The organism is Flavobacterium sp. UBA5153 (genome assembly GCA_002413745.1).
In the GTDB taxonomy this organism is placed as follows: Bacteria; Bacteroidota; Bacteroidia; order Flavobacteriales; family Flavobacteriaceae; genus Flavobacterium.
Genome location: DHXP01000078.1, coordinates 49,682 through 73,508, shown reverse-complemented (window position 1 = coordinate 73,508; position 23,827 = coordinate 49,682). Strand labels below are relative to the sequence as shown.

The 23,827-nt window shown below is 36.2% G+C and carries 23 protein-coding genes and 1 tRNA gene; 9 read left to right on the top strand and 15 right to left on the bottom strand.

Annotated elements, in window-relative coordinates; all coding sequences use genetic code 11:
* Positions 1-115 precede the first annotated feature (115 nt).
* The 4 genes from B2145_RS16625 to groL all read left to right on the top strand — a co-directional run bounded on the left by B2145_RS16625 (position 116) and on the right by groL (position 3,414).
* Positions 116-967, top strand: a complete 852-nt coding sequence (locus tag B2145_RS16625) for a tetratricopeptide repeat protein (protein WP_291104805.1) — start codon at positions 116-118, stop codon at positions 965-967.
* 3 nt (positions 968-970) lie between these two features.
* On the top strand, positions 971-1,306 hold the full coding sequence (secG, locus tag B2145_RS16620) for a preprotein translocase subunit SecG (protein WP_291104803.1): 336 nt from the start codon (positions 971-973) through the stop codon (positions 1,304-1,306).
* A 134-nt stretch (positions 1,307-1,440) separates the two neighbouring features.
* A complete protein-coding gene (locus B2145_RS16615) occupies positions 1,441-1,716 on the top strand; it encodes a co-chaperone GroES (protein ID WP_291104801.1) in 276 nt (91 codons plus the stop codon).
* Positions 1,717-1,785: 69 nt separating this feature from the next.
* Positions 1,786-3,414 (top strand): chaperonin GroEL, encoded by a 1,629-nt coding sequence (gene groL, locus B2145_RS16610; RefSeq protein WP_291104799.1) that lies wholly within the window; start codon positions 1,786-1,788, stop codon positions 3,412-3,414.
* A gap of 92 nt (positions 3,415-3,506) precedes the next feature.
* Here the strand turns inward: groL and B2145_RS16605 are convergent, their stop codons facing one another.
* The 5 genes from B2145_RS16605 to xrtF form a co-directional block, all read right to left on the bottom strand.
* Entirely contained in the window at positions 3,507-4,181 is a 675-nt protein-coding gene (locus tag B2145_RS16605; protein ID WP_291104796.1) for a DedA family protein, read from the bottom strand.
* Between the two features lie 126 nt (positions 4,182-4,307).
* The gene (locus tag B2145_RS16600) at positions 4,308-5,663 is read right to left on the bottom strand and encodes an MBL fold metallo-hydrolase RNA specificity domain-containing protein (RefSeq protein WP_291104793.1); all 1,356 of its coding nucleotides are present in this window, start codon (positions 5,661-5,663) and stop codon (positions 4,308-4,310) included.
* A gap of 34 nt (positions 5,664-5,697) precedes the next feature.
* Positions 5,698-6,528, bottom strand: coding sequence for a restriction endonuclease (locus tag B2145_RS16595; RefSeq protein WP_291104791.1), 831 nt, complete (start codon positions 6,526-6,528; stop codon positions 5,698-5,700).
* A gap of 55 nt (positions 6,529-6,583) precedes the next feature.
* Positions 6,584-7,027, bottom strand: a complete 444-nt coding sequence (locus B2145_RS16590) for an exosortase F system-associated membrane protein (protein ID WP_291104789.1) — start codon at positions 7,025-7,027, stop codon at positions 6,584-6,586.
* A complete protein-coding gene (gene xrtF, locus B2145_RS16585; protein WP_291104787.1) occupies positions 7,002-7,559 on the bottom strand; it encodes an exosortase family protein XrtF in 558 nt (185 codons plus the stop codon). The genes B2145_RS16590 and xrtF overlap by 26 nt, the downstream gene beginning before the upstream one ends.
* Positions 7,560-7,632: 73 nt before the next feature.
* Here xrtF and B2145_RS16580 point away from each other — a divergent pair, with 73 nt between their 5' ends.
* From B2145_RS16580 to B2145_RS16570, 3 genes are all read left to right on the top strand, one after another.
* Positions 7,633-8,088 (top strand): GAF domain-containing protein, encoded by a 456-nt coding sequence (locus B2145_RS16580; protein ID WP_291104785.1) that lies wholly within the window; start codon positions 7,633-7,635, stop codon positions 8,086-8,088.
* 159 nt (positions 8,089-8,247) lie between these two features.
* Entirely contained in the window at positions 8,248-8,514 is a 267-nt protein-coding gene (gene rpsO, locus B2145_RS16575) for a 30S ribosomal protein S15 (RefSeq protein ID WP_291104783.1), read from the top strand.
* A gap of 151 nt (positions 8,515-8,665) precedes the next feature.
* Positions 8,666-10,801: a polyribonucleotide nucleotidyltransferase gene (locus B2145_RS16570; RefSeq protein ID WP_291104780.1), complete on the top strand. Its 2,136-nt coding sequence runs from the start codon at positions 8,666-8,668 to the stop codon at positions 10,799-10,801.
* 71 nt (positions 10,802-10,872) lie between these two features.
* Here the strand turns inward: B2145_RS16570 and B2145_RS16565 are convergent, their stop codons facing one another.
* Positions 10,873-11,496 (bottom strand): plasmid pRiA4b ORF-3 family protein, encoded by a 624-nt coding sequence (locus B2145_RS16565; RefSeq protein WP_291104777.1) that lies wholly within the window; start codon positions 11,494-11,496, stop codon positions 10,873-10,875.
* A 143-nt stretch (positions 11,497-11,639) separates the two neighbouring features.
* Between B2145_RS16565 and B2145_RS16560 the strand changes: the two genes are divergently transcribed.
* Together B2145_RS16560 and rpe are read left to right on the top strand one after the other, a co-directional pair.
* Positions 11,640-12,503 (top strand): sigma-70 family RNA polymerase sigma factor, encoded by an 864-nt coding sequence (locus B2145_RS16560; protein ID WP_194312649.1) that lies wholly within the window; start codon positions 11,640-11,642, stop codon positions 12,501-12,503.
* Positions 12,504-12,798: 295 nt separating this feature from the next.
* Positions 12,799-13,461 carry a ribulose-phosphate 3-epimerase gene (gene rpe, locus B2145_RS16555; RefSeq protein ID WP_291104773.1) on the top strand — a complete coding sequence of 221 codons (663 nt, stop codon included), beginning with the start codon at positions 12,799-12,801 and terminating at the stop codon, positions 13,459-13,461.
* A gap of 76 nt (positions 13,462-13,537) precedes the next feature.
* On the opposite strand, the gene B2145_RS16550 is transcribed toward rpe, so the two are convergent.
* The 9 genes from B2145_RS16550 to murG all read right to left on the bottom strand — a co-directional run bounded on the left by B2145_RS16550 (position 13,538) and on the right by murG (position 23,808).
* Complete coding sequence (locus B2145_RS16550) at positions 13,538-15,760, bottom strand: alpha-galactosidase (RefSeq protein ID WP_291104770.1); 2,223 nt, start codon at positions 15,758-15,760, stop codon at positions 13,538-13,540.
* Positions 15,761-16,053: 293 nt separating this feature from the next.
* Positions 16,054-16,127, bottom strand: a tRNA-Arg gene (locus B2145_RS16545).
* A 1-nt stretch (position 16,128) separates the two neighbouring features.
* Positions 16,129-16,374, bottom strand: a complete 246-nt coding sequence (locus tag B2145_RS16540) for a GIY-YIG nuclease family protein (protein ID WP_291104768.1) — start codon at positions 16,372-16,374, stop codon at positions 16,129-16,131.
* Between the two features lie 153 nt (positions 16,375-16,527).
* On the bottom strand, positions 16,528-16,977 hold the full coding sequence (locus B2145_RS16535; RefSeq protein WP_291104766.1) for a GatB/YqeY domain-containing protein: 450 nt from the start codon (positions 16,975-16,977) through the stop codon (positions 16,528-16,530).
* Positions 16,978-17,244: 267 nt separating this feature from the next.
* On the bottom strand, positions 17,245-19,224 hold the full coding sequence (gene ftsZ, locus B2145_RS16530; protein ID WP_291104764.1) for a cell division protein FtsZ: 1,980 nt from the start codon (positions 19,222-19,224) through the stop codon (positions 17,245-17,247).
* Positions 19,225-19,281: 57 nt separating this feature from the next.
* Positions 19,282-20,658 carry a cell division protein FtsA gene (gene ftsA, locus B2145_RS16525; RefSeq protein WP_291104762.1) on the bottom strand — a complete coding sequence of 459 codons (1,377 nt, stop codon included), beginning with the start codon at positions 20,656-20,658 and terminating at the stop codon, positions 19,282-19,284.
* Positions 20,659-20,664: 6 nt separating this feature from the next.
* Positions 20,665-21,387: a cell division protein FtsQ/DivIB gene (locus B2145_RS16520; protein WP_291104759.1), complete on the bottom strand. Its 723-nt coding sequence runs from the start codon at positions 21,385-21,387 to the stop codon at positions 20,665-20,667.
* On the bottom strand, positions 21,374-22,723 hold the full coding sequence (gene murC / locus B2145_RS16515) for a UDP-N-acetylmuramate--L-alanine ligase (protein ID WP_291104756.1): 1,350 nt from the start codon (positions 22,721-22,723) through the stop codon (positions 21,374-21,376). Before murC ends, B2145_RS16520 begins: the two co-directional genes overlap by 14 nt.
* Positions 22,720-23,808 carry an undecaprenyldiphospho-muramoylpentapeptide beta-N-acetylglucosaminyltransferase gene (murG, locus tag B2145_RS16510; protein ID WP_291104754.1) on the bottom strand — a complete coding sequence of 363 codons (1,089 nt, stop codon included), beginning with the start codon at positions 23,806-23,808 and terminating at the stop codon, positions 22,720-22,722. The genes murC and murG overlap by 4 nt, the downstream gene beginning before the upstream one ends.
* Positions 23,809-23,827: the final 19 nt, after the last annotated feature.

Below are 23,827 nucleotides of genomic sequence, written 5' to 3'. Positions count from 1 at the left end.
ATATAGAAACATTTAGCCATTTTTAATAACTTTATGAATGGATTGATTTTTTCTGAAATCTGATTCCGAAACCTTTCGGGTCTAAAATCTGAAATCTGAAATCTGAAATCTGAAAATGAACGTAACCGATTATACTTATTTGATTAATAGACCAGATGCCATCAATGAAAAGCAAACCATTGCATTGGAAAAAGTGCTGGATGAATTCCCGTTTTTTCAAAGTGCGAGAGCATTACGATTGAAAGGACTCTACAATCAAAATAGTTTCAAGTATAATTTTGCGCTAAAAGTTACTGCGGCACACACCGGCGACAGAACAGTTTTATTTGATTTCATAACTTCAGATACATTTGTCGCCATCCAAAAAGGATTGTATGACAAAAAAATACTTGAACTTCTTGACATTAGCGTGATTGATAGCGAAATAATTAAGCCTGAAATAAGGCTTGAGCCAAAAATAAACACTTTGGAACAATCAATTCTTACCTCTATAAAAGAAGCTTCACAAATAGAGGCTGACGAGAACATAAAAATAGCGGTCGAAAAACTGGAAATTGGAAAACCTTTGGATTTTTCCGTAAATGAAAAACATTCCTTTCAAGAATGGCTCCAACTCTCCAGAACACAACCAATTGATAGAGAAAAAGAAAGTATAGGTAATTCTAAAACGCCTTTATTGGATGACGAAAAAAAGAAAAAGGCCGAATTGATTGATAAATTTATTGAAGCCAGTCCAAAGATTTCCCCTGTAAAACAAGTCACTACTTCAATAGTTCATTTTGAACCAAATAAAGAAGATAATTCCTATCTAATGACCGAAACGTTGGCCAGAGTTTATTTGGAACAAAAAAAATATCAAAAAGCGATACAAGCTTATGAAATATTAATTTTGAAATATCCAGAAAAAAGTAGTTTCTTTGCAGACCATATCTCGGATATTAAGATTTTACAACAAAATAATAATTAAACAATGAGCACATTTTCAATTTTTTTAGTTTTAATAACAATAGTTTGCTTTCTACTGATTGTAGTAATAATGGTTCAAAACCCTAAAGGTGGTGGATTGTCATCTTCATTTGGAGGGTCTACTCAAATGGGTGGAGTTCAAAAAACATCAGACTTTCTTGATAAAAGTACTTGGACATTAGCTGCCATATTAATTGCATTAATAATGCTTTCCAGTTTAAGTTTTGGAGGTTCGTTAAGCGATACCGATTCTAAAATTATAGATAAAACAGAAACCACAGCTCCGGTAAAAACTGCACCTGTTCAAAACACGCCTGCCGGAACAAATCCAGTAAAATAGCTTTTACACAAAATACACAAAATGCCAGCCTGACGATGCTGGCATTTTTTTTAAGAAAAAATGTCAGTCTTTATCAGTTGGCATAATTTCTGAAATCAGATTTAATCAAATTAATCATAAAAAACACAATAGATATGGCTTTAAATATTAGACCACTTTCAGACCGAGTTCTTATCGAACCCGTTGCTGCTGAAACCCAAACCGCCTCAGGGATTTTTATTCCGGATACCGCAAAAGAAAAACCACAGAAAGGAACTGTTGTCGCTGTTGGAAATGGCACAAAAGAACACGAAATGACTGTGAAAATTGGCGATAGCGTGCTTTACGGAAAATATGCAGGCACGGAATTGAAATTAGAAGGAAAAGATTATTTGATAATGCGTGAGGATGATATTTTAGCAATCATCTAAATTACAACAAAAGTACGGACAAGTCGCGACTTGTCCCTTCATTAACAAAAATTTAAACAAAATTTAAAAATGGCAAAAGATATAAAATTTGATATTGAAGCACGTGACGGATTAAAACGCGGTGTTGATGCATTGGCAAATGCAGTAAAAGTAACTCTTGGACCAAAAGGTCGTAACGTGATTATTGGAAAATCTTTTGGTGGACCAACCATTACTAAAGATGGCGTTACCGTTGCAAAAGAAATAGAATTGAAAGACCCTTTAGAAAATATGGGGGCTCAAATGGTAAAAGAAGTTGCTTCTAAAACCAATGATTTGGCAGGAGATGGAACTACAACTGCAACCGTCTTGGCGCAAGCCATCGTAAAAGAAGGTTTGAAAAACGTTGCAGCCGGTGCCAATCCGATGGATTTAAAAAGAGGAATTGACAAAGCGGTTGAAGCTATTGTAGCCGACTTGGCCAAACAAGCAAAAGTAGTAGGAAGCGATTCAGATAAAATAAAACAAATTGCCTCAATTTCTGCAAACAACGACGAAGTGATTGGTGAATTGATTGCCAATGCCTTTGCGAAAGTTGGAAAAGAAGGTGTAATCACGGTTGAAGAAGCCAAAGGAACCGATACTTATGTAGATGTTGTGGAAGGAATGCAATTTGACAGAGGATATCTCTCTCCTTATTTTGTTACCAATGCGGAAAAAATGGAAGTGGAACTAGAAAGTCCTTACATTCTTTTATACGACAAAAAAGTATCTTCATTAAAAGAATTACTTCCGGTTTTAGAGCCAGTGGCACAATCCGGAAAACCATTATTAATTATTGCCGAAGATGTGGATGGTGAAGCATTATCAACATTGGTGGTAAATAAATTGCGTGGCGCCTTGAAAATTGCCGCAGTAAAAGCCCCCGGTTTTGGTGACAGAAGAAAAGCAATGTTGGAAGATATTGCCATTTTGACTGGAGGAATCGTAATCTCGGAAGAAAGAGGTTATACTTTAGAAAACACTACCATAGAAATGTTGGGAACTGCAAAAAGAGTAACCATTGATAAAGACAACACAACCATCGTAAGTGGTGCTGGGGAAGCCGATAAGATTAAAAATCGCGTGAACCAAATCAAAGGCCAAATGGAAGCAACGACTTCGGATTATGATAAAGAAAAATTGCAGGAACGTTTGGCTAAGTTGGCTGGTGGAGTTGCCGTTCTGTACGTTGGCGCTGCTTCTGAAGTAGAAATGAAAGAGAAAAAAGACAGAGTTGACGATGCGCTTCATGCTACTCGTGCCGCTGTCGAAGAAGGAATTGTAGCCGGTGGTGGTGTTGCATTATTGAGAGCAAAAAATGCACTTGCCTCTTTAAAAGCCGACAATGCCGATGAAGCGACAGGAATTCAAATTATCTCTCGTGCCATTGAATCTCCATTGAGAACGATTGTCGAAAATGCTGGTCTTGAAGGCTCTGTTGTCGTGGCAAAAGTTGCCGAAGGAAAAGGTGATTTTGGCTACAATGCTAAAACTGACGAATATGTTGATATGCTAAAAGCCGGAATTATCGATCCTAAAAAAGTAACTCGTGTGGCATTAGAAAATGCGGCGTCTGTTGCCGGAATGATATTGACTACTGAATGTGCTTTGGTGGAAATCAAGGAAGAACACGGTGGCGGAATGCCAATGGGTGGCGGAATGCCTGGAATGATGTAAACCTTGTCGAAAGTCAAAAGTCGAAAAATATAATGTAAAAAAAATCCGAAGTTTATAGCTTCGGATTTTTTTATGTTTATCAAGTTTTTATTTTATATATGCACTCTTTTTTTCAAAAGCTTCCATAAGACAGGAACAGTTGTGATTAGAACAATGACAATAACAATGTATTCTATATGACTTTTTAAATCGATGTTGAATTTTTCCAAAAACAGAGCTGATAAATAATGCCCTGCAAGAATCAAGCTGAAAGACCAAAGAACGGAACTCACAATATTATAAAACATAAATTTCTTTTTATCCATTCCAGCAATTCCGGCAACTATAGGTGCAAAAGTTCTGAAAATGGGCAAAAATCGCGCGAAAACAATTGCTTTTCCCCCATACTTTTCGAAAAAATCCCTGGATTGCAAAAGGTACTTTTCCTTAAACCAAAAAGTATCTTCCTTTCTATAAAGATAAGTGCCTCCTTTTACTCCAAACCAATATCCAACCGCATTACCGAAAACACCTGCCAAAGAAACTAATGAAGACAATAAAACTACATTAGCCAAGTCATTGCTCATTGATATTTGTCGTGTCAATAATTCACTATAAATACCTGCCAAAAACAACAAACTATCTCCAGGCAGAAAAAATCCGGCAAACAAGCCTGTTTCGGCAAAAATTATAAAAAGCAAAACAAACAATCCTATTTTAATTCCACCAAATTCCAATAAAATATAGAACTCTGGGTTTACTAATTGCTTCCAGTCAAAATTATGCATAAAACTATTTTAAAAAATTTTTGGTTGTGAAAGTAATTATAATTTGGCAAAACTGCACTATCAAGGCAAGGCATTTCTAAATATTTAATAAATATTTAATACAATTTAAATTTCCACCTTCATTTTTCATAAATCAAACTCTTGCCCCATCAAAGGAACGGTGCAATCAAAATGGTATTTTTCAGTAATTTTTATTCGAAGCTCATCAGCTGGTTGATTTTCGCCATGAACCAAGAACACTTTAGTCGGTTTATTTTCTAAAACAGAAAGCCAATTGAGCAAATCTTTTTGGTCACCGTGGGCAGACAACCCTTCGATTTCTAAAACATTAGCTTTTACTTCATAATATTTCCCGTATATTTTAGTTTCTTTGGCACCTTCCAATAATTTTCTACCACGCGTTCCTTCAGCTTGGTAGCCAATGATGATTACCGTAGTTTCCGGCAAGCCGATATAACGTTCTAAATAACTCAAAACCCTTCCACCAGTAATCATTCCGCTGGCCGCAATAACCACTTTTGGTTGTTTGTCATAAATGGTTTCAATGGTTTCTTGATAATCAGAAATCATTGAAAACATTTTGCACATTCCTACATAATGCTGTTCCGGTAATTTATGCCATTTTCTGTTTTTGGAAAAAAGATCCAACGCACTAATTCCCATTGGCGTATCAATTATATACGGAATATTAGGAATTTTTCCTTCCTCTTTGAGCTGCCACAGCAAATACATGACTGTTTGCGCACGCTCTACGGCAAAACTCGGAATGATGATTGTACCGCCTCTTTGAACCGTATTGTTGATGTACATCTCGAGTTCCGCTTTAGCATCTGTATTGGGATGAAGACGATTTCCATAGGTACTTTCCAGAAATATGTAATCGGCCTTTTGGGGTTTGGTTGGCGGATACATTAACACATCATTATCACGGCCTATGTCCCCTGAAAAAACCAAGATTTTGTTTTCCAAATTTAATTCGATACTACAAGCGCCAATGATGTGTCCAGCATTGGTGAAAACAGCAGAAATTTCAGCATCCAAAGGAATTTGTTCATTGGTTTTAATCACTCTAAAAAGCGGAAAAACTTGTTCGGCTTGTTTCACGGTATAAAGTGGTTCGGCAATTTCGTGTTTGGAATACTTCTCCTTATTGGCTCTATCCGCTTCTTCTTCCTGAATTTTGGCACTATCCAAAAGAATAAGTTTGGCAATATCTTTTGTTGGGCTGGTACAATAAATTTTTCCTTTAAAACCTTGGCTTACTAATCTTGGCAACCAGCCGCAATGATCCAAATGACCGTGGGTCAGCAACACAAAATCTATTGTCGAAGGTAAAATGGGCAATGGTTCCCAATTGAGTTCCCGCAAAGGCTTAATACCTTGGAATTGCCCGCAATCTATCAAAATCCTGACACCATTGCTTTCAACTAATGTTTTTGAACCGGTAACGGTACCAGCTCCGCCAATAAATTTAATTTTCATCTGAGTTTCATTTTAAATTAATAAAAAATCGTTTCTAAATATATTCACACAGTTCTGACGCTTCTTTCAGTACGTTTTTTATTCTATTGGTATTCAATCCAATTTGTTCCAAACGTTCAGAATTATTAATTAGCTCTCTTACCAAAATCACGTCCAGCACTAATAATTTATCTTTTTCGGCAAGGGACAAAGTAGTAAGACATGTAACCGGATAGAGGTGACTGGAGTCGTTTTTGGTTTTTAAATTATTGTTTTCAGGATAATTCCAACTTAATAAATTCAGGCTTGAACATTTCGCAAAATCAATGGCATCAGTCGTAAATCGATTATTTGTAACTATCCAGCACTTGGAAATAACATCATTCGTCTCGAAAATAATATGTCGATTTTCTTTCAAATCATTAAACCGAGATAAAATATACATGGGAACCTTAACATCAGAATTGGCATCTTTTCCTAAATGAAATTTACATTCAATCATGGCAATGACATTGTTTTTTTTGATTAAAACGTCTATTTCATGTGAAACGCATTTGCCTTGTAAAATCAAATTGATTTTGGTTTCGTGTTTTTCCGATGAAAAAAGGCGGGCGATATATTTTTCGAAGAAAAACCCTGCCGGACCCAATAATCTGATGGCTTCTTTTAAATTATATCGGGCAGCATGAGAACTAGAAACTTTTTTTAATAAACCAAAAGCCATCTTATAGATTTGTTTGGTGGAAATTCCTTCATAGATTTCCTTTTCAATAGTATTCAAAATGGCTGATGCCGTTAATTGGCTTGCGCCGGATTTCAAGAGGGAGTGTTTGAGTTTTGTTGGGTCATAATCAACAATATTTCCAGAATGTTTAACTATTTTCATTAGTTCGTGATTTAACTGTTATCAAATCAAATGGAAAACTAAAGGTACGATAAAATTACTTGGTTTGCTTTTGGTAATAAAATGCTGGAAGAAATAACAATAAAAAAATAGGTTGAATGAGAAACCTCCGAATGTAAAACAAGGTCATTTTATTGGCTTCGCCAAAAAAAGAAAGCACGAAAAAGAAGGTAATAACAAGGATTATGAAAAACAACAGATACAATATAGAAGCGAATTTGACAGCTTCAAAATCTTTAAACAAGACATAAATTACACCTAAAGATAGTGTCGTATTCAGAAAATATCTGGAAAACAAACCGAAAAATAATTGAAGATTGTCGATTTCTGGTAATGGCAAATTATAATAATCGGTCTTGAAATAATTCAAAAAAGGGTCATAAAACAAAACGTCTTCATAAGCCCGAACCAAAGCTAATAAGACAACAAGAAGCATCGCCAAGGCAATTCTGACTTTATGATTGAATAGTTTTCGTAGCATATTTTGAAAATTTATTGACCCAAATAATCCACAACACGAAAACCACTCCATAGATAAACAACGGAAAAAATACCCCATGCAAAAGGTGTTCTTGTCTAGGGAAATAATACATTAAAATACACAAAAGTGCGATTCGAAAAACATTCAGAATATGAATGAGCAAACTCCCGCCAATTATAAATAAAATAGTTGGTTTTATTTTTCCTGAAAATGCAATTACAAATGAAATAAACAAAATGATTACACTCAAACCATTACAGCCTTCGATAATTCGGGCCATAATTTTTTGATTATAGAATAAATTTATGCCTGGCTCGTTTGCATTTGTCGCAATATTGGCATCGTAATTAAAAAAAACCAACAAATCTTTAGATTGTTTGGCCACTAATTGGGTAAACCCGTCATCTTCAAATTTCTTGACATCAAATTGACCAAGGTAACTTTCATAAACAAATGTCAAAAGTAAATAAGTCAACAAAAACTTCCCTAAAAACAGGAGAAATGGTTTGTAGAGGATTAAATACTTTTTCAAAATTGAATTTTTAACAAATTTATATAAAATTAGACAGCCACATTTAAATACTTTTGCATAAAAATTTGCGACTATGACTTTCGAAGAATTAAAACCAAAAGTAACCGAAATTACTTCAAATTTAGTGATTTCAAAAGAAGAAAAACTTTTAAAAATTTGCGAACTTCTCAAAAACTCAGTTGGTTATTATAACTGGGTTGGTTTTTATTTTCGCAACGGCGAAAAAGAAGAGTTACTCCTTGGTCCTTATGTAGGCGCACCCACAGACCACACTGTAATTCCTTTTGGAAAAGGCATTTGCGGACAAGTCGCGGTTTCTAACGAGAATTTTGTTGTTCCAGATGTAGCCGCACAAGACAATTATATCGCTTGCAGTTTCACGGTGAAGTCAGAAATCGTGGTTCCTTTATTCGTAAATGGCAAAAACATTGGACAAATTGACATTGACAGTCACGTTTTAGATCCTTTTACAGCAGCCGACGAACGATTTTTGGAGTTTGTGAATGGTGAAATCGCCAAGTTATTTTAGTGATTTTTTTAAGTTATGGGTTTAAAAGTTTAACCCTAAACCCATAGCCTTGCAAACTTATGACCCCATTCGTTTGCAATTTCAAAAATAAAAATTACCTTTGCAGCCGTCTTGCAATAGATGTAGGACATACATAAAAATCATTTAAATAATATTGGAATGTACTTAACTAAAGAAGTTAAAGAAGAAATCTTCGCTAAACACGGAGAAGTAACAAACACAGGAAAGTCAGAAGCACAAATCGCTTTATTCACTTTCAGAATTAGCCACTTAACTGAGCATTTGAAAAAAAATCGTCACGATTATAACACAGAGCGTTCACTAGTTTTGTTGGTAGGTAAAAGAAGATCTTTGTTGGATTACTTGAAGAAAACAGAAATCAACAGATATCGTGAGATTATCAAAGTATTGAATATCAGAAAATAGTCAATAGTAAAGAGGTGCGAAAGTGCCTCTTTTTGTTTTAATACATTTTTTACAAAAAAAGTTTGGTTTTTCATTGGGTTTTAGGCATTAACTACGCACAACGACAACTACAACACAACTAGAACCCATTGTTTAATCACAAAAAAAAATTATGATTCCAAAAGTTTCAAGAGAAGTAATCGATTTAGGAGATGGCAGAAGCATCTCAATCGAGACCGGAAAATTAGCCAAACAGGCTGACGGTTCAGTAGTAGTACAAATGGGAGATGCTATGTTGCTTGCAACAGTAGTATCTGCCCGAAAAGCAACACCAGGAGTTGATTTCTTGCCTTTAACATTAGATTATCGCGAGAAATTTGCTGCAGCAGGACGTTTCCCAGGTGGTTTTTTCAAAAGAGAAGCAAGACCTAGCGACAGCGAAGTTTTGACAATGAGATTAGTGGATCGTGTTTTGCGTCCGCTTTTTCCAAAGGATTATCACGCCGAAACACAAGTTATGATTCAGTTAATGTCCCATGACGAAAACGTGATGCCGGATGCTTTGGCAGGATTGGCAGCTTCGGCAGCATTATCATTGTCTGATATTCCATTCTCCACTTTAATTTCAGAAGTTCGTGTTGCACGAGTTGACGGAAAATTTATCATCAATCCAAGTCGCACTCAATTAGAATCATCTGATATTGATATGATGATTGGTGCATCTAAAGATTCTATCGCAATGGTAGAAGGTGAAATGAAAGAAATCTCGGAAGCAGAAATGGTGGAAGCCATTAAATTTGCTCACGAAGCCATCAAACTTCAAATTGCTGCTCAAGAAAGATTAGTTGCGGCTTTTGGAAAAAAAGAAGTGAGAATCTACGATCAGGAGAGAGAAGATGCAGCCATTTACGAAAAAGTAAAAACAGCTTCTTATAATAAATGCTATGCTATTGCAAAATTAGGAACATCAAAACAAGAAAGAACAGCGCAGTTTTCATTAGTAAAAGATGAAGTAAAAGCTTTATTTACTGAAGAAGAAGCGGCTGAAAATGCTGACTTAATCGGAAAATATTTCTCTAAAGCACAAAAAGAAGCCGTTCGTAACGTAATCCTAGATTTAGGTTCTCGTTTGGACGGAAGAAAAACTACCGAAATCAGACCGATCTGGGCTGAAGTAAGTTATTTACCATCTGTTCACGGTTCAGCATTATTTACTAGAGGAGAAACTCAAGCATTGGCAACAACTACTTTAGGAACTTCAAGAGAAGCCAACCAAATTGATTCTCCATCTCAACAAGGAGAAGAAAGATTCTATTTGCATTATAACTTCCCTCCTTTCTCTACAGGTGAAGCAAAACCTCTAAGAGGAACTTCAAGAAGAGAAGTAGGTCACGGAAACTTGGCTCAAAGAGCCTTGAAAAATATGATTCCTGCTGATTGTCCTTACACCATTCGTATCGTTTCTGAAGTATTAGAATCTAACGGTTCATCTTCAATGGCAACAGTTTGTGCCGGAACATTATCTTTGATGGATGCCGGTATTCAAATGATCAAACCCGTTTCTGGTATTGCAATGGGATTAATTACAGAAGGTGACAGATTTGCTGTATTGTCTGATATTCTTGGTGACGAAGATCACTTGGGAGATATGGACTTTAAAGTAACTGGAACTGCTGACGGAATTACCGCTTGCCAGATGGACATCAAAATCGAAGGATTAGCATACAACATTATGGAGGCAGCTTTAGCTCAAGCTCGTGATGGACGTTTGCATATTCTTGGAAAAATAATCGAAACTTTGGCTGCGCCAAGACCAACGGTTAAAAAATATGCTCCGAAAATTATCAAAGTAACTATTCCTGGTCAATTTATTGGTGCATTGATTGGACCTGGTGGAAAAGTGATTCAAGAATTGCAAAAATCTACCGGAACAACCATCGTTATCAACGAAGAAAATGAGCAAGGTATTGTTGAAATTCTTGGAACTGATCCTGACGGAATCGAAGCAGTATTACGCAAAATTGACTCATTAACTTTCAAACCACAAGTGGGAGAAGCTTATGATGTCAAAGTAATCAAAATGCTTGATTTTGGAGCCGTTGTAGAATATCTTGCCGCTCCAGGAAATGAAGTATTGCTTCACGTTTCTGAACTAGCTTGGGAACGCACCGAAAACGTTTCTGATGTAGTGAAAATGGGCGATGTTTTTCAAGTGAAATACCTTGGTATGGATCCAAAAACACGCAAAGAAAAAGTGTCAAGAAAAGCGCTTTTGCCAAGACCTCCACGTGAGGAAAGAAGAGAGTAATCAGATCTTAGTTTACTAAAGGTTCTTTATAGGAAACCCCATTTCATTCATTTGAAACGGGGTTTTTCATTTTATATTGAGGATTTAATTTCCTTGACAATACTCTTATGATAAGCTATACAATCTTTAAAATCCAATAATTGATCATTGACCTCATCTATGTCAAATTGGCAAGGTTTTAAATTTTCAAAATCATACCACTCATTCATTTCTTCATAATCTGGATGTTTTTTGTCATCCATTAATTCGAGGATATTAGCATAACCCCGAACACCGCCACAATCTTCAATTGGGCAAGCATTTGCTCCTTTTATGCAGAACGGTAATTGAGGCAATTCGATTTCTGAAAATACTTTTTGCACCTCCACTTTATGTTCCCAACTGTCACCAAAATCATATTCATAAGTAATCGTGTCTTTGGGAGCTTCAAGAAAGCCTTCGAGTTTAGTTTTTGAAATGTCTAAAATAGTGTGATTAAAATCAAAAAAATCATCCTTTGAAGATATTCCAATTTCTAAATCTCTTCCTTTTCTAAATGCAAAAAGGTGCTCTGTGTCCCAACCCATTATTTCTTGAATCGCAGCGTGAAGCTCTAGAAAACCTTTATCGGCAGGGAAATAAAAAGTTCTGAAAATACTGGGTTTAAAGTTTTTTAATGTAACTTTTATTTGAAGTACGTTTTTAAATTTTGGCATTTAAAAAAAATTTTAGATGAATCTCAAAATTAATAAAATTATTGGATTTGTGAAAAATAATATTTTTTTACCCCTTTTTGTAACTTTTTCGCAACCCCTCACGTATAATCATTCGTACACTTAAAAATTGAGGAGACAAAAACATGAGACAACTTAAAATCACCAAGCAGGTAACCAATCGTGAAACTGCATCATTAGACAAGTATTTACAGGAAATTGGAAAGGTAGATTTGATTACTGCCGATGAAGAGGTAGAATTGGCACAAAAGATAAAAGCCGGTGATCAAGCAGCACTAGAAAAATTGACGAAAGCCAATTTACGTTTTGTGGTTTCGGTGGCTAAACAATACCAAAATCAAGGTTTGACACTTCCCGATTTGATTAATGAAGGAAATTTAGGTCTTATAAAAGCAGCACAACGTTTTGATGAGACACGTGGTTTCAAATTCATTTCGTATGCCGTATGGTGGATTCGTCAATCTATTTTGCAAGCCTTGGCCGAACAATCTCGTATCGTTCGTTTGCCATTGAACAAAATTGGTTCCATCAATAAAATTAACAAAATGTATGCTTTGTTAGAGCAATCTAACGAAAGACCACCAACAGCCGAGGAAATTGCCAAAGAATTGGATATGACAGTAAATGACGTAAGAGAAAGTATGAAAAACTCTGGTCGTCACCTTTCTATGGATGCGCCACTTGTTGAAGGAGAAGATTCAAACCTTTACGATGTATTGCGTTCCGGGGAATCGCCAAATCCAGACAGAAACTTAATTCAAGAATCATTGCGCACCGAAATTGAGCGCTCATTGGAAACATTGACTCCAAGAGAAGCCGATGTGGTTCGTTTGTATTTTGGTCTTGGTGACCAACATCCAATGACATTGGAAGAAATAGGAGAAACTTTCGACTTGACTCGGGAACGCGTTCGTCAAATTAAAGAAAAAGCGATCCGCAGATTGAAGCATACTTCAAGAAGCAAAATATTAAAAACCTATTTAGGTTAACCCTTCGACTCCGCTCAGGGGGACAAGTAACGACGGTCTGATTAACTGTTCGTTTTTTGATTGATGATTGAAACTCCGGCTGATTACCGGAGTTTTTTATTAGCCCATCTCTAACCCTTCCCAAAGGGAAGGGAACTAGAAATAGAAATTCTTGGTCTAATCTATGCTTCATAAAGTTCTTCTTCGTGAACTTTGCGAAAAACTTTGCAAACTTTGCGGTTAAAATTCTACTTTTGCAAAAACAACACAACTTGTAAAGATACACTGCAGTGCATCTCAACGTAACAACCAAACAATGAAAAATACAATTATTGCACCTTCAGTCCTTGCTGCTGATTTTGCCAATTTGCAACGCGACATCGAAATGATAAACAATTCCGAAGCCGATTGGTTTCATATTGACATTATGGATGGCGTTTTTGTTCCTAATATTTCATTTGGAATGCCAGTTTTGGCTGCCATTGCAAAACACGCAAAAAAAACAATCGATGTCCATTTGATGATTGTCGATCCTGATAGATATATCAAAACTTTTGCTGAATTAGGCACCAATGTTTTATGCGTTCATTATGAAGCTTGTCCGCATCTTCACAGAACGCTGCAAGCTATCAAAGCCGAAGGAATGAAAGCTGGCGTAGCATTAAATCCTCATACAAATGTCGATTTGTTAGAAGATGTAATAAATGACATTGACATGGTTTTGATTATGAGTGTGAATCCAGGTTTTGGCGGACAATCATTCATTGAAAACACCTATGAAAAAGTACGAAAACTAAAAGCATTAATCAATAAAAAAGGTGCTTCAACAATAATCGAAATTGACGGCGGCGTAACCAATAAAAACGCCAAACAATTAGCAGAAGCTGGAGCCGATGTTCTCGTTGCCGGGAGTTTTGTTTTTAAAGCAACAAATCCAACAGAAACCATTGCCGATTTGAAGAAATTAACATTGCTGTAAGAACATCAATCAAAGAGGCTGCCCAAAATTACTTTTTGGGCAGCCTCTTTTTTATGCTTTTCTATTGGGTTCTGACCTACTGAACTTCATTTATATCCAGCAAAACACTTGTTCTTCTCAAGTTAACATCAGGATTAAATCCTGCTTTCATCAAAAAATCGCCTGTGTAAACTTTATCGTAGGCGATTGATGAAGGAACCCCTGGGTACAAGTTAATTTCTTTGACTGTATATTTTTTCTTTGGATTTAATCCATTCAATACAACTGGTAGCTCCGTTGCAGTCCTATTAAACCTATTATTTACCAAGTAGTTAAAAACAATCGCTTTGCTTTTATCCGGATTTACATACATCAATGCAGCAATATCATTTTCATGAGGATTGACTAAACGGAACATATCGCCGTGCCATACAATCTCTTTAAATGAGTTATAATTTGTTATTGCCTGTTTGCAAAATAATTTATCATTCTCATCTAGTTTTCCAGCTACAATATCAAAACCCAATTTGCCCATACTGGCCACATCTACTCTAAATTTAAGTGGCTGTTTTCCCCAATCAGTAACATGGTTGTCAGTGGAAATAGCAGGGAAGAAATAAGAATAATCCCATTGCAGAAATATTCTTTCTAAAGGCTCGGTATCATCACTTGGCCAAAATTCCGTAAAATACTTCAAAAATTCATAATCGCCACGACCACCGCCACCAGAACACAACATCATTGGAACTTTTGGATATTTTGCACGAATTCGTTGGAGCACTTTATACAATCCTTGGGTATAATCTACATACAAATTAGATTGTGGCAATCCTTTTTTGTTAAGATAAGCAGAATAGGCGTTATAAATAACCGCATTGCAATCCCATTTTATAAATGCCAATTCCGGATTTTTTACAAATAGATTATCTACAATTCCAAAAACGAAATCTTGAACTTCGGGGTTCGACAAGTCCAATACCAGTTGGTTTCTATAATAAACTTCAGGTCTTTCCGGTTGTCGTATTACCCAATCAAGGTGTTTCTCGTATAACTCACTTTTGGGGTTTACCATTTCAGGTTCTATCCAAATGCCAAATTTCACACCTTCTTTTTTCGCTTCTTTTACCAAATAACCCAAGCCGCTTGGTAGTTTCTTTTTATTCTCCTGCCAGTCGCCAAGTCCTGCCTTATCGTTGTTTCTTGGATATTTATTACCAAACCAACCATCGTCCAGTAAAAACATATCGACACCCAAATCTTTTGCGTCTTTGAACAATCCTTTTATTTTGTTTTCATCAAAATCAAAAAAGGTCGCTTCCCAATTGTTCAACAAAGTAAGACGTTCGCCCTGACCATCAAGGAGTCTGTATTTTCTTGCCCAATCGTGTAAATTTCTGCTGGCTTCGCCTGTGCCGTGATTGGATAAAGCGTAGATTAAAGATGGCGTTTTGAAGATTTCGTTCGGAGCCAGTGAATATTCCGAAGCAAATGGATTGATCCCTGCAATTAGCCGAAGATTTTTATGGGAGTCAATTTCAAAATCAAGTTTAAAGTTACTGCTCCAAGCCAACTGACCCAATAAAACGGTCCCTTCATTTTCTGAAGCCGGTTTGCCAAATGATACCATAAAATTAGGCGTTTGCAAGAGCATTGCTCTTGTTCCTAATTTAGAATCTACCGTTCTTATCCCTTGCAAAAGCTTGGTTTCTATGGGTTGCATCTCTTTTAGATATTCTCCCTGAAAACTCGTGAGATAGAAATCTTTGTTGGCAAAATACAAATTAGCGGAAGCATATTTTTGCAATAAAACAGATTTTTTCTCTTTGTGTTTTATTTCGGTCCATTGCTCGATTATATTTTCTTTTGCCCAAACTTTATAGAACAAAGTAACCTCAAACGGATAAATTGGATCTTTCAGAAGGATACTGGTAATGGAAGTATTATCATCGATTTTTTCTTTTTTATGGCTCACATATTTCAGTTCCAAAGAAGGATTTCCGTCCGCATGTTTGACCTGAATGGCGGGTTCAGACAGATTCCAAGTCCCCGAAGGAGTATAAGAAGAATTGTAAATCCCTGAGTTGGATTCATCATAATTAAATCCTGCCGAAACCGCCGCATATTCACTTTCATTTTCAAGGGGTTTTCCAAAATAAACGATTCTCAACCTGTTGCTACTATCGGTTTGCAACAATAACACATTGTTTGCAGTAGCAATGGGAATAGTTACTGTTTGTCCCGATAAATTGAGGACACCAATCATAAAACTAAAAAGGAACATGATTTTTTTATTAAAATAGGACGCCAATTTTTCTTTCATAATTCTTGTTTTAAAACTCTATTTTTTTGAATGTTTTTTTTTTAGAATTGAAATAATTACTAAATGCATTCTTTTTAGAATAATGGATAAAATTAATGATTTTTTACAAACATTTTGCTTAATGGATATTTATATGGCATAACCACTAAAAACACCAAACAATTAGCGAAAACTGACGTGGATGTTCCCGTTTCCGAAAGTTTAGCTTTAAAACCAAAACCCTACAGAAACCATTGCCAATTTAAAAAGGCAGTAAATGAAAAAACCAAAGAAATTCTCTTTGGTTTTTTTTGTGACCGCGGCAGGGTTCGAACCTGCAACCCTCAGAGTCGAAATCTGATATTCTATCCAGTTGAACTACGCAGCCTTTATTTTGTTAATTTTCCTTTTAAAAATTCTCTTCCACTTCCTGTTTTAAAATATTTTTCACGAAGAACTGCTTCGTCTCTTGTTTCAAATGTTTCAAAATAAACCAATTTCCAAGGCTTATAACCTTTGGTAGATTTTGTCTTACCTGAATTATGTTCTTTTATTCGTTTATCTATATCACTTGTCTGACCTTTATAAAGTCTGCCATCAATTTCACTCTCTAAAATATATATAAAATATTCCATTTATTGTCGAAATCTCATATTCCCTGCCTGCCGGCAGGTATCCAGTTGAACTACGCAGCCTTTATGATTTTAGATTTAGGAATTAGGATTTTAGATTTATGAAGTTGTGCTCAAATCCCAAATCCTAATTCCCAAATCTAAAATCCTTAATTTTTACGTCAAAAGTTTCTTAACAATTGTTGAGATGGTTTTCCCTTCGGCAGTTCCGCCTAATTGTGCGGCAGCTAATCCCATAACTTTTCCCATTGCAGCAATACCTGTCGCGCCAGTTTCTGCAATGATTTTTGCAATCACGGCTTCTACTTCGGCCTCACTCAATTGCGCTGGTAAGAATTTTTCGATTACGGCAATTTGTGCCAATTCTGGTTCAGCTAAATCTAAACGATTCTGTTCCGTGAAAATTTTGGCACTATCCTTACGTGTTTTTACCAATTTTTGAAGCAATTTTATTTCTTCTTCTGCCGTGATTTCTTCTTTTGATCCAGTTGCTGTTTGGGCTAAAAGAATTTCGGATTTAATAGCTCTTAAAGCCTCTAATGCTATGGTATCTTTGGCTCTCATGGCGGTTTTTATTTCCTCCATAATTTGTGTTGATAAACTCATAATAATTTTATATTTTAAATATTTGATTTTAGATTTGCCATTCGCCCTTAAAAACTGAACTCTTTAAAATTGCCCCAGACGGCAGAGAAAAGCATTTTCTAAAAAAGCTTGGAACGTGCAACTGGATTAAGGCTCGCAAATTTAAAGAAATTTACCGGGATTAACAAAATATTGCTCTGCTTCATTCTTCTCAATTCCTTGCAAAGACAAAAAATAGCCCGAAAATTAAATTCAATTTTCGGGCTACCGTAATTTGGTTTGGGTTAATTAATCTACGTTGTCATGCAAGTACGAATTATTGGAACGTAACTGCAGGTCATCATTACTATCGGTTCCTACCGAAATTCTTGAATTCGTGTTATTGGTTTGTGAACTCGAAATATCTATTCCTAATCTTTTGTAAGCAGGTTCTCTTTCAAATTCATCAATTCTGGAAACATTATTGTGGAATTTATAATTGAATTCCTTGAGCTTTTTTCTTCTTTCGTCGGCCCTGAATTTCAATGTTTCCTGAATTGTCATTTCCATTGGAGAAATATTCTCGAAGGTGGAAGAAGTATTTGCGGCTATATCCACTTTCTTCATCGTGATGTTCAACTCTTCGGGGATTACTTCTTCGATAACTTTTATGGATGGTTTTGATTCTAGCAGGTTATTTTCCAATTCCATGTATTCTTCGAGAGAATATCTAATAATTCCCTTGTCGGTCAATTCAGTTACCGGAACAAACTGAACAGGTTGATTCACTTTAATCTCCCTTGTTTCATTGGTCAGTTCGAATAAAATTTTATTTTCATCTATTTGTCCAACTGGTTCAGGAACGGTATTCGTCGGGTTAAAAAGCGGCAAGTCGAAAGAAAAAGTAGTTTGTTCTTCTCTTTCATAAACTTTTGGCTCCCCTACATTCATTTGCTTCGCCGGTTCACTTATGCTTGTGTCCCTAACATTGGCAGCTTTTGGTGACGACACCATAAAATCGATGTCATTGATTGGAGAAACAATTTCGAAAGTCACGTCTAAATTTTTTATAAATTCGGACATAACCATTAACTCTTCTTTGTTTATTGACACTATAGCCGGTTCAGCAACGGCATCTTCCAATAATTCGAAAACAATTTTTTCGGTTGCATTTGATATTGGCGATTCGTTATTCCAATTAAATGCCGGAACTGTTTTTTTTGTCAAATCATGCACGCTTTTTTGTTCGTCTTCAAGCGTATGAATAATCTTTTTTGGTTCGGTATTTACAATTTCGTTTTGTTGTTCCACGTCAAATCCGGTTGCAATTATTGTAACCGAAACAGCGTCGCCAAGTGCTTCGTCTTCGCCAACACCCATAATAATATTGGCATTGAAACCCGCTTCGACTTGAATAAAATCGTTAATTTCGCCTATTTCATCAATCGTGATTTCATCAGAGCCAGAAACGATGAGCAACAATACGTTTTTGGCACCGGTGATTTTATTATCATTCAATAAAGGAGAATCTAATGCTGACATAATTGCTTCCTTGGCTCTGTTTTCGCCCGAAGCAACAGCTGATCCCATAATGGCTGTTCCACTATTGGCCAAAACTGTTTTAGCATCTTTTAAATCGATATTTTGTGTGTAGTGATGCGTAATTACTTCGGCAATTCCTCTTGAGGCTGTTGCCAAAACTTCGTCCGCTTTTGAAAACCCAGCTTTGAAACCAAGATTTCCATACACTTCTCTTAATTTATTATTATTGATGACAATTAACGAATCGACTTGTTTGCGCAATTTATCAATACCGATAAGTGCTTGCTCCTGACGAACTTTTCCTTCGAACAAGAAAGGCAAGGTTACAATTCCCACAGTTAGAATATCTCTTTCTTTGGCAAGTTGTGCAATTACTGGCGCAGCTCCTGTACCGGTTCCTCCCCCCATTCCTGCAGTTATAAAAACCATCTTGGTATTTCCGTCGAGCATTTTTTCAATATCGGCAATACTTTCAATAGCCGATTGCTGTCCTACATCAGGGTTTGCTCCTGCTCCAAGTCCTTCGGTCAAATTCACACCTAACTGAATTTTATTGGGCACAGAACTGTTTTCCAAGGCTTGGGAATCGGTATTACAAACGATAAAATCGACGCCTTTGATACCTTGTTTAAACATGTGGTTTATGGCATTACTTCCGCCGCCACCTACTCCAATAACTTTTATTACATTTGATTGGTTTTTGGGTAAATCAAATGTAATGCTTCCAAATTCTGAGTTGCTCATCATCTTATTGGGTTTTTAATATTTTTATTTGTTTTTTTTAATCCTGTCTTTTATTCTTTCTTATTCCGCATTATCCAAGAAATCTTTAATCTTGTCAACGTATCTGTCAAAAAATGATCTTCTTATTTTAGTTTCAGTAGATTCTTCTCTCTTAATTCTGTTTTGGCTTTCAACCTCCTTTTCAGCTTCGTCAATTTCTGGTTTTTGGATAACCGGTACTCTATAAACATTTGCTTTTGGAGACTCAACCACATCCATTCTAACGGCACTTTGAGTTTTATTTTCGATGCTGTTCATCACTAATCCCACCGCCGTGGCATATAAAGGACTCGATATTTCTTCGTCAGAATTCCCAGCCAAATGCTCGTTTGGATATCCAATTCTGGTGTCTATCCCGGTTATGTATTCCACTAATTGTTTAATGTGTTTCAATTGCGCACCACCACCAGTAAGCACAATTCCCGCAATCAATTTTTTACGGGGATCTTCGTGCCCGTAATCTTTTATTTCAGTAAAAACCTGTTCGATAATTTCAACAACACGGGCGTGAATTATTTTGGACAAATTCTTTAACGAAATCTCTTTTGGTTCTCTTCCTCTGAGCCCTGGAATTGAAACAATTTCATTGTCTTTGTTTTCCCCCGGCCAAGCCGATCCAAATTTAACTTTCAATAATTCGGCTTGTTTTTCGATAATGGAACAGCCTTCTTTTATATCATCGGTAATCACGTTTCCTCCGAAAGGAATAACCGCTGTATGACGAATAATTCCATCTTTAAAAATGGCCAAATCTGTTGTTCCTCCACCAATATCAATCAATGCAACACCTGCTTCTTTTTCTTCTTGGCTCAAAACCGCATCGGCTGATGCCAATGGTTCCAAGGTTAATCCGGACAATTCTATACCCGAACTTTGTATGCATCTGCCCACATTTCTTATTGAAGAAGCTTGTCCTACCACAACATGAAAACTAGACTCTAATCTTCCTCCATACATTCCTATGGGTTCCTTGATTTCGGATTGTCCGTCAATTTTGAATTCTTGCGGCAAAACGTGAATTATTTCTTCGCCGGGCAACATTGCCAATTTATTTACTTGGTCAATCAAAAGTTGAATGTCACTCCCCCCTATTACTTCCTCGGCACTACTTCTGATAATGTAGTCGCTGTGCTGAATACTGCGAATATGTTGGCCAGCAATTCCCACAACCACGTCTTTTATTTTATACCCAGATTTGTTTTCGGCTTCAAGCACGGCCTGTTGGATAGATTGTATGGTCTGGGTAATGTTATTTACCACGCCTCTTGCCACACCAAGACTTTTGGATCTTCCAACTCCCAAAATTTCCAGTTTTCCATATTCATTTTTCTTGCCTATCATGGCAACAATTTTGGTTGTCCCAATATCTAGACCTACTGCAATATTCTCTTTTTCCATTATCTATTATTTAGTACACACTACTTGCTGCGCAAACCTGAGGTCAATTGTTTTATATTTATATAACGAACTATCCAAAACAGCTTTTTGAAAAAATGCTTTGTAATTGTTAAATTTAGCTCTTACTCTTACGTCTCCACCAAAATCAATTTGATAATTAAAATTTCTATTGAGCATTATCAAGCTCCCGTTTGGCATAATTTGAACACCAATGATGTTTTTTTTCAAAAACGCATCGTTATGAATTATGCGAAATAATTCGGCTAAATCTTCGCTATTTTTTTTATTAATTTTTCCCGAAACAAGTGGAACTCTAGCTGTAAAATTAGTTGACAACGGCATTGTATTTCCTTCGTAATCAATATAGAAAGAATCATCTCCGTCAAAAACTCTAGCTATAGGAGTTTTTTGTTTAACTATTGCTTTTAGAACTCCATCTACACTAACAAACACTTCCGACTTTTCAATCATTTCGTGTGAGTTTAAAACCTTTTCCAGTTTATTCAAATCTAATTTATCTTTGCCAATACTTTGCGCATCTTTATTATTTTCTATTAACAATTTATTAACCGTTTCCCGATTCACAAAAGGAGCGTTATCTCCTACGAAAACAACAACTGATTTGGTGAGTTTTCTGCTTTCATTCCGTTTTGAAGTGAATGAAAACAGGAAAATTACCAATGCAAACATTAGCACTAATCGAATATTTGTCCAATTAAACAGTTTCATTTAACGCTTTTTTAATGGATGGAACCATTTCTCCAACATCACCTGCTCCGATGGTCACGATAACCGCTGCATCGCTCTCTAAAATCGCAGCAATTAATTCCTGTTTTTGAACTAATTTTTTATGTTGACTGGCTATTTTTCCCAATAACCAACTTGATGTAATTCCTTCCATTGGCAATTCGCGTGCTGGATAAATATCCAATAAAATCACTTCATCAAAAGCGGCAAGACTTCGTGCAAAATCATCGGCAAAATCCCTGGTTCTGCTAAACAAATGCGGTTGAAAAATTGCCAATACTTTTTTGTCTGGATACAATTCCCGAACCGCCTGATGCACCGCATTTATTTCGGTTGGATGATGTGCATAATCATCGATGTAAACTAGATTTTCGGTTTTAATTTGATAGGAGAATCTTCTTTTAATTCCTTTGAATGAACGTAAGGCATTAGCAATGTCTTCGTTTGGGATGCCGAAAGTTTTTGCCATTGCCAATGCCATAAGTGCGTTCATCAAATTGTGTTTTCCGGGTAAACCAAATTCCAAATTTAGTATGGTTTCCGAAGGTGTTCGTACGTCAAAAACATACTGACTGTTGACTATCTTGATATTGAAAGCGGTAAAGTTGGCATCTTCATTTACTGCACAAGTGACTCCTTTAATTGGCAAATCTTTGGTGATGAAAAGTTTGCTTTTGTCTTCTACTTTATCTGCAAATTCCACAAACGATGCTTCAATCGCCGATTTGTCTCCATAAATATCCAAATGATCCGCATCCATTGATGTCACGCAAGCAATATTGGGATGCAAATGCAAGAAGGAACGGTCAAATTCATCGGCTTCGACTACGGTAATAGTTTTTCCGTTTCCTATTAAATTCGAATTGTAATTTTCGACAATTCCCCCAACAAAAGCCGTAACATCAACTCCGCTTTGGAATAAAATATGTCCAAGTATGCCAGAAGTCGTGGTTTTTCCGTGGGTTCCTGCAACCGCAAAACAGAAAGTGTCTTTTGTAATTATTCCGAGAACTTCGGCTCTTTTCTTCACTTCAAAATCGCGTTCTATAAAATAATTCCACTCCGAATGATGCATTGGAACAGCCGGAGTAGTAATCACCAAGGTATTTTCTAGGTAATAATCGGCCGGGATTAAATCGATATTATCTTCAAAATGAATGGCAATCCCACGTTGCTGCAATTCCTTCGTCAGTTGCGTTTCGGTTTTGTCATAACCCGATACATTCTTGCCAATAGCTTTGAAATAACGCGCCAAAGCACTCATCCCGATTCCTCCGATTCCAATAAAATAAACGTTATGTATTTGATTTAGATTCATTTTATTAATTTCACGATTTCGTCAACTATTTGTTTTGTTGCGTTTGGCAAAGCCAATTGTTTTATGTTTTTACTCAACTCTTTTTGTTGGTTTTCATCATTTAATAAGGAGTTGAAAATGGTGGTGAAATTTTCGTCCAATTCACTTTCTCTAATCATAATCGCTCCTTTTTTATCGACTATTGATTTTGCGTTTTTGGTTTGGTGATCTTCGGCTACGTTTGGCGACGGAATGAAAATCACTGGTTTCCCAACAATGCACAACTCTGAAACCGACGATGCTCCAGCTCTTGAAATCACAATATCTGCAGTTGCATAAACCAAATCCATTCGGTCAATAAATGCCAAAACTTGAACATTTTCCGAATTGTATTTCTTGTAATCTTCGAAATATAATTTCCCGCATTGCCAAATAACCTGCACATTTTGAGAAACTATATTTTCCAATTCTTTTTCAATTAATTGGTTGACTCTTCTTGCTCCGAGGCTTCCACCGAGAACCAATAATGTTTTTTTATTGGCATCCAAATTGAAAAATTGTATTGCCTCTTCCCTTTTGCTTTCGATGTCAATTAAATCCTGACGCACTGGATTTCCCGTCAAAATCATTTTTTCTTTTGGAAAAAACCGTTCCAAATTCTCGTAGGCAACACAAATTTTATTGGCTTTTTTGCTCAATAATTTATTGGTAATTCCCGGAAATGAATTTTGTTCCTGAATTACCGTTGGAATATTTAACATATTTGCCATTTGCAATAAGGGTCCCGAAGCAAAACCTCCGGTTCCTATCACCACATTGGGTTTAAACTGCTTAATTATTTTTCTGGATTCCCATAAACTATCGATTAATTTGAATGGAAACATCGCATTTTGTAAAGTGAATTTTCGCTGTAAACCAGCAATCCAAAGACCTTCAATTTTGTAACCCGCTTGAGGAACTTTTTGCATTTCCATTTTGTCCTTGGCACCCACAAAAAGAAATTCAGCATCAGGAAAACGAGATTTCAATTCATTGGCAATGGCAATTGCAGGATAGATATGTCCTCCTGTTCCGCCACCACTTAATATGAATTTGTATTTTACCATTTTCCTTAAACTATATTTA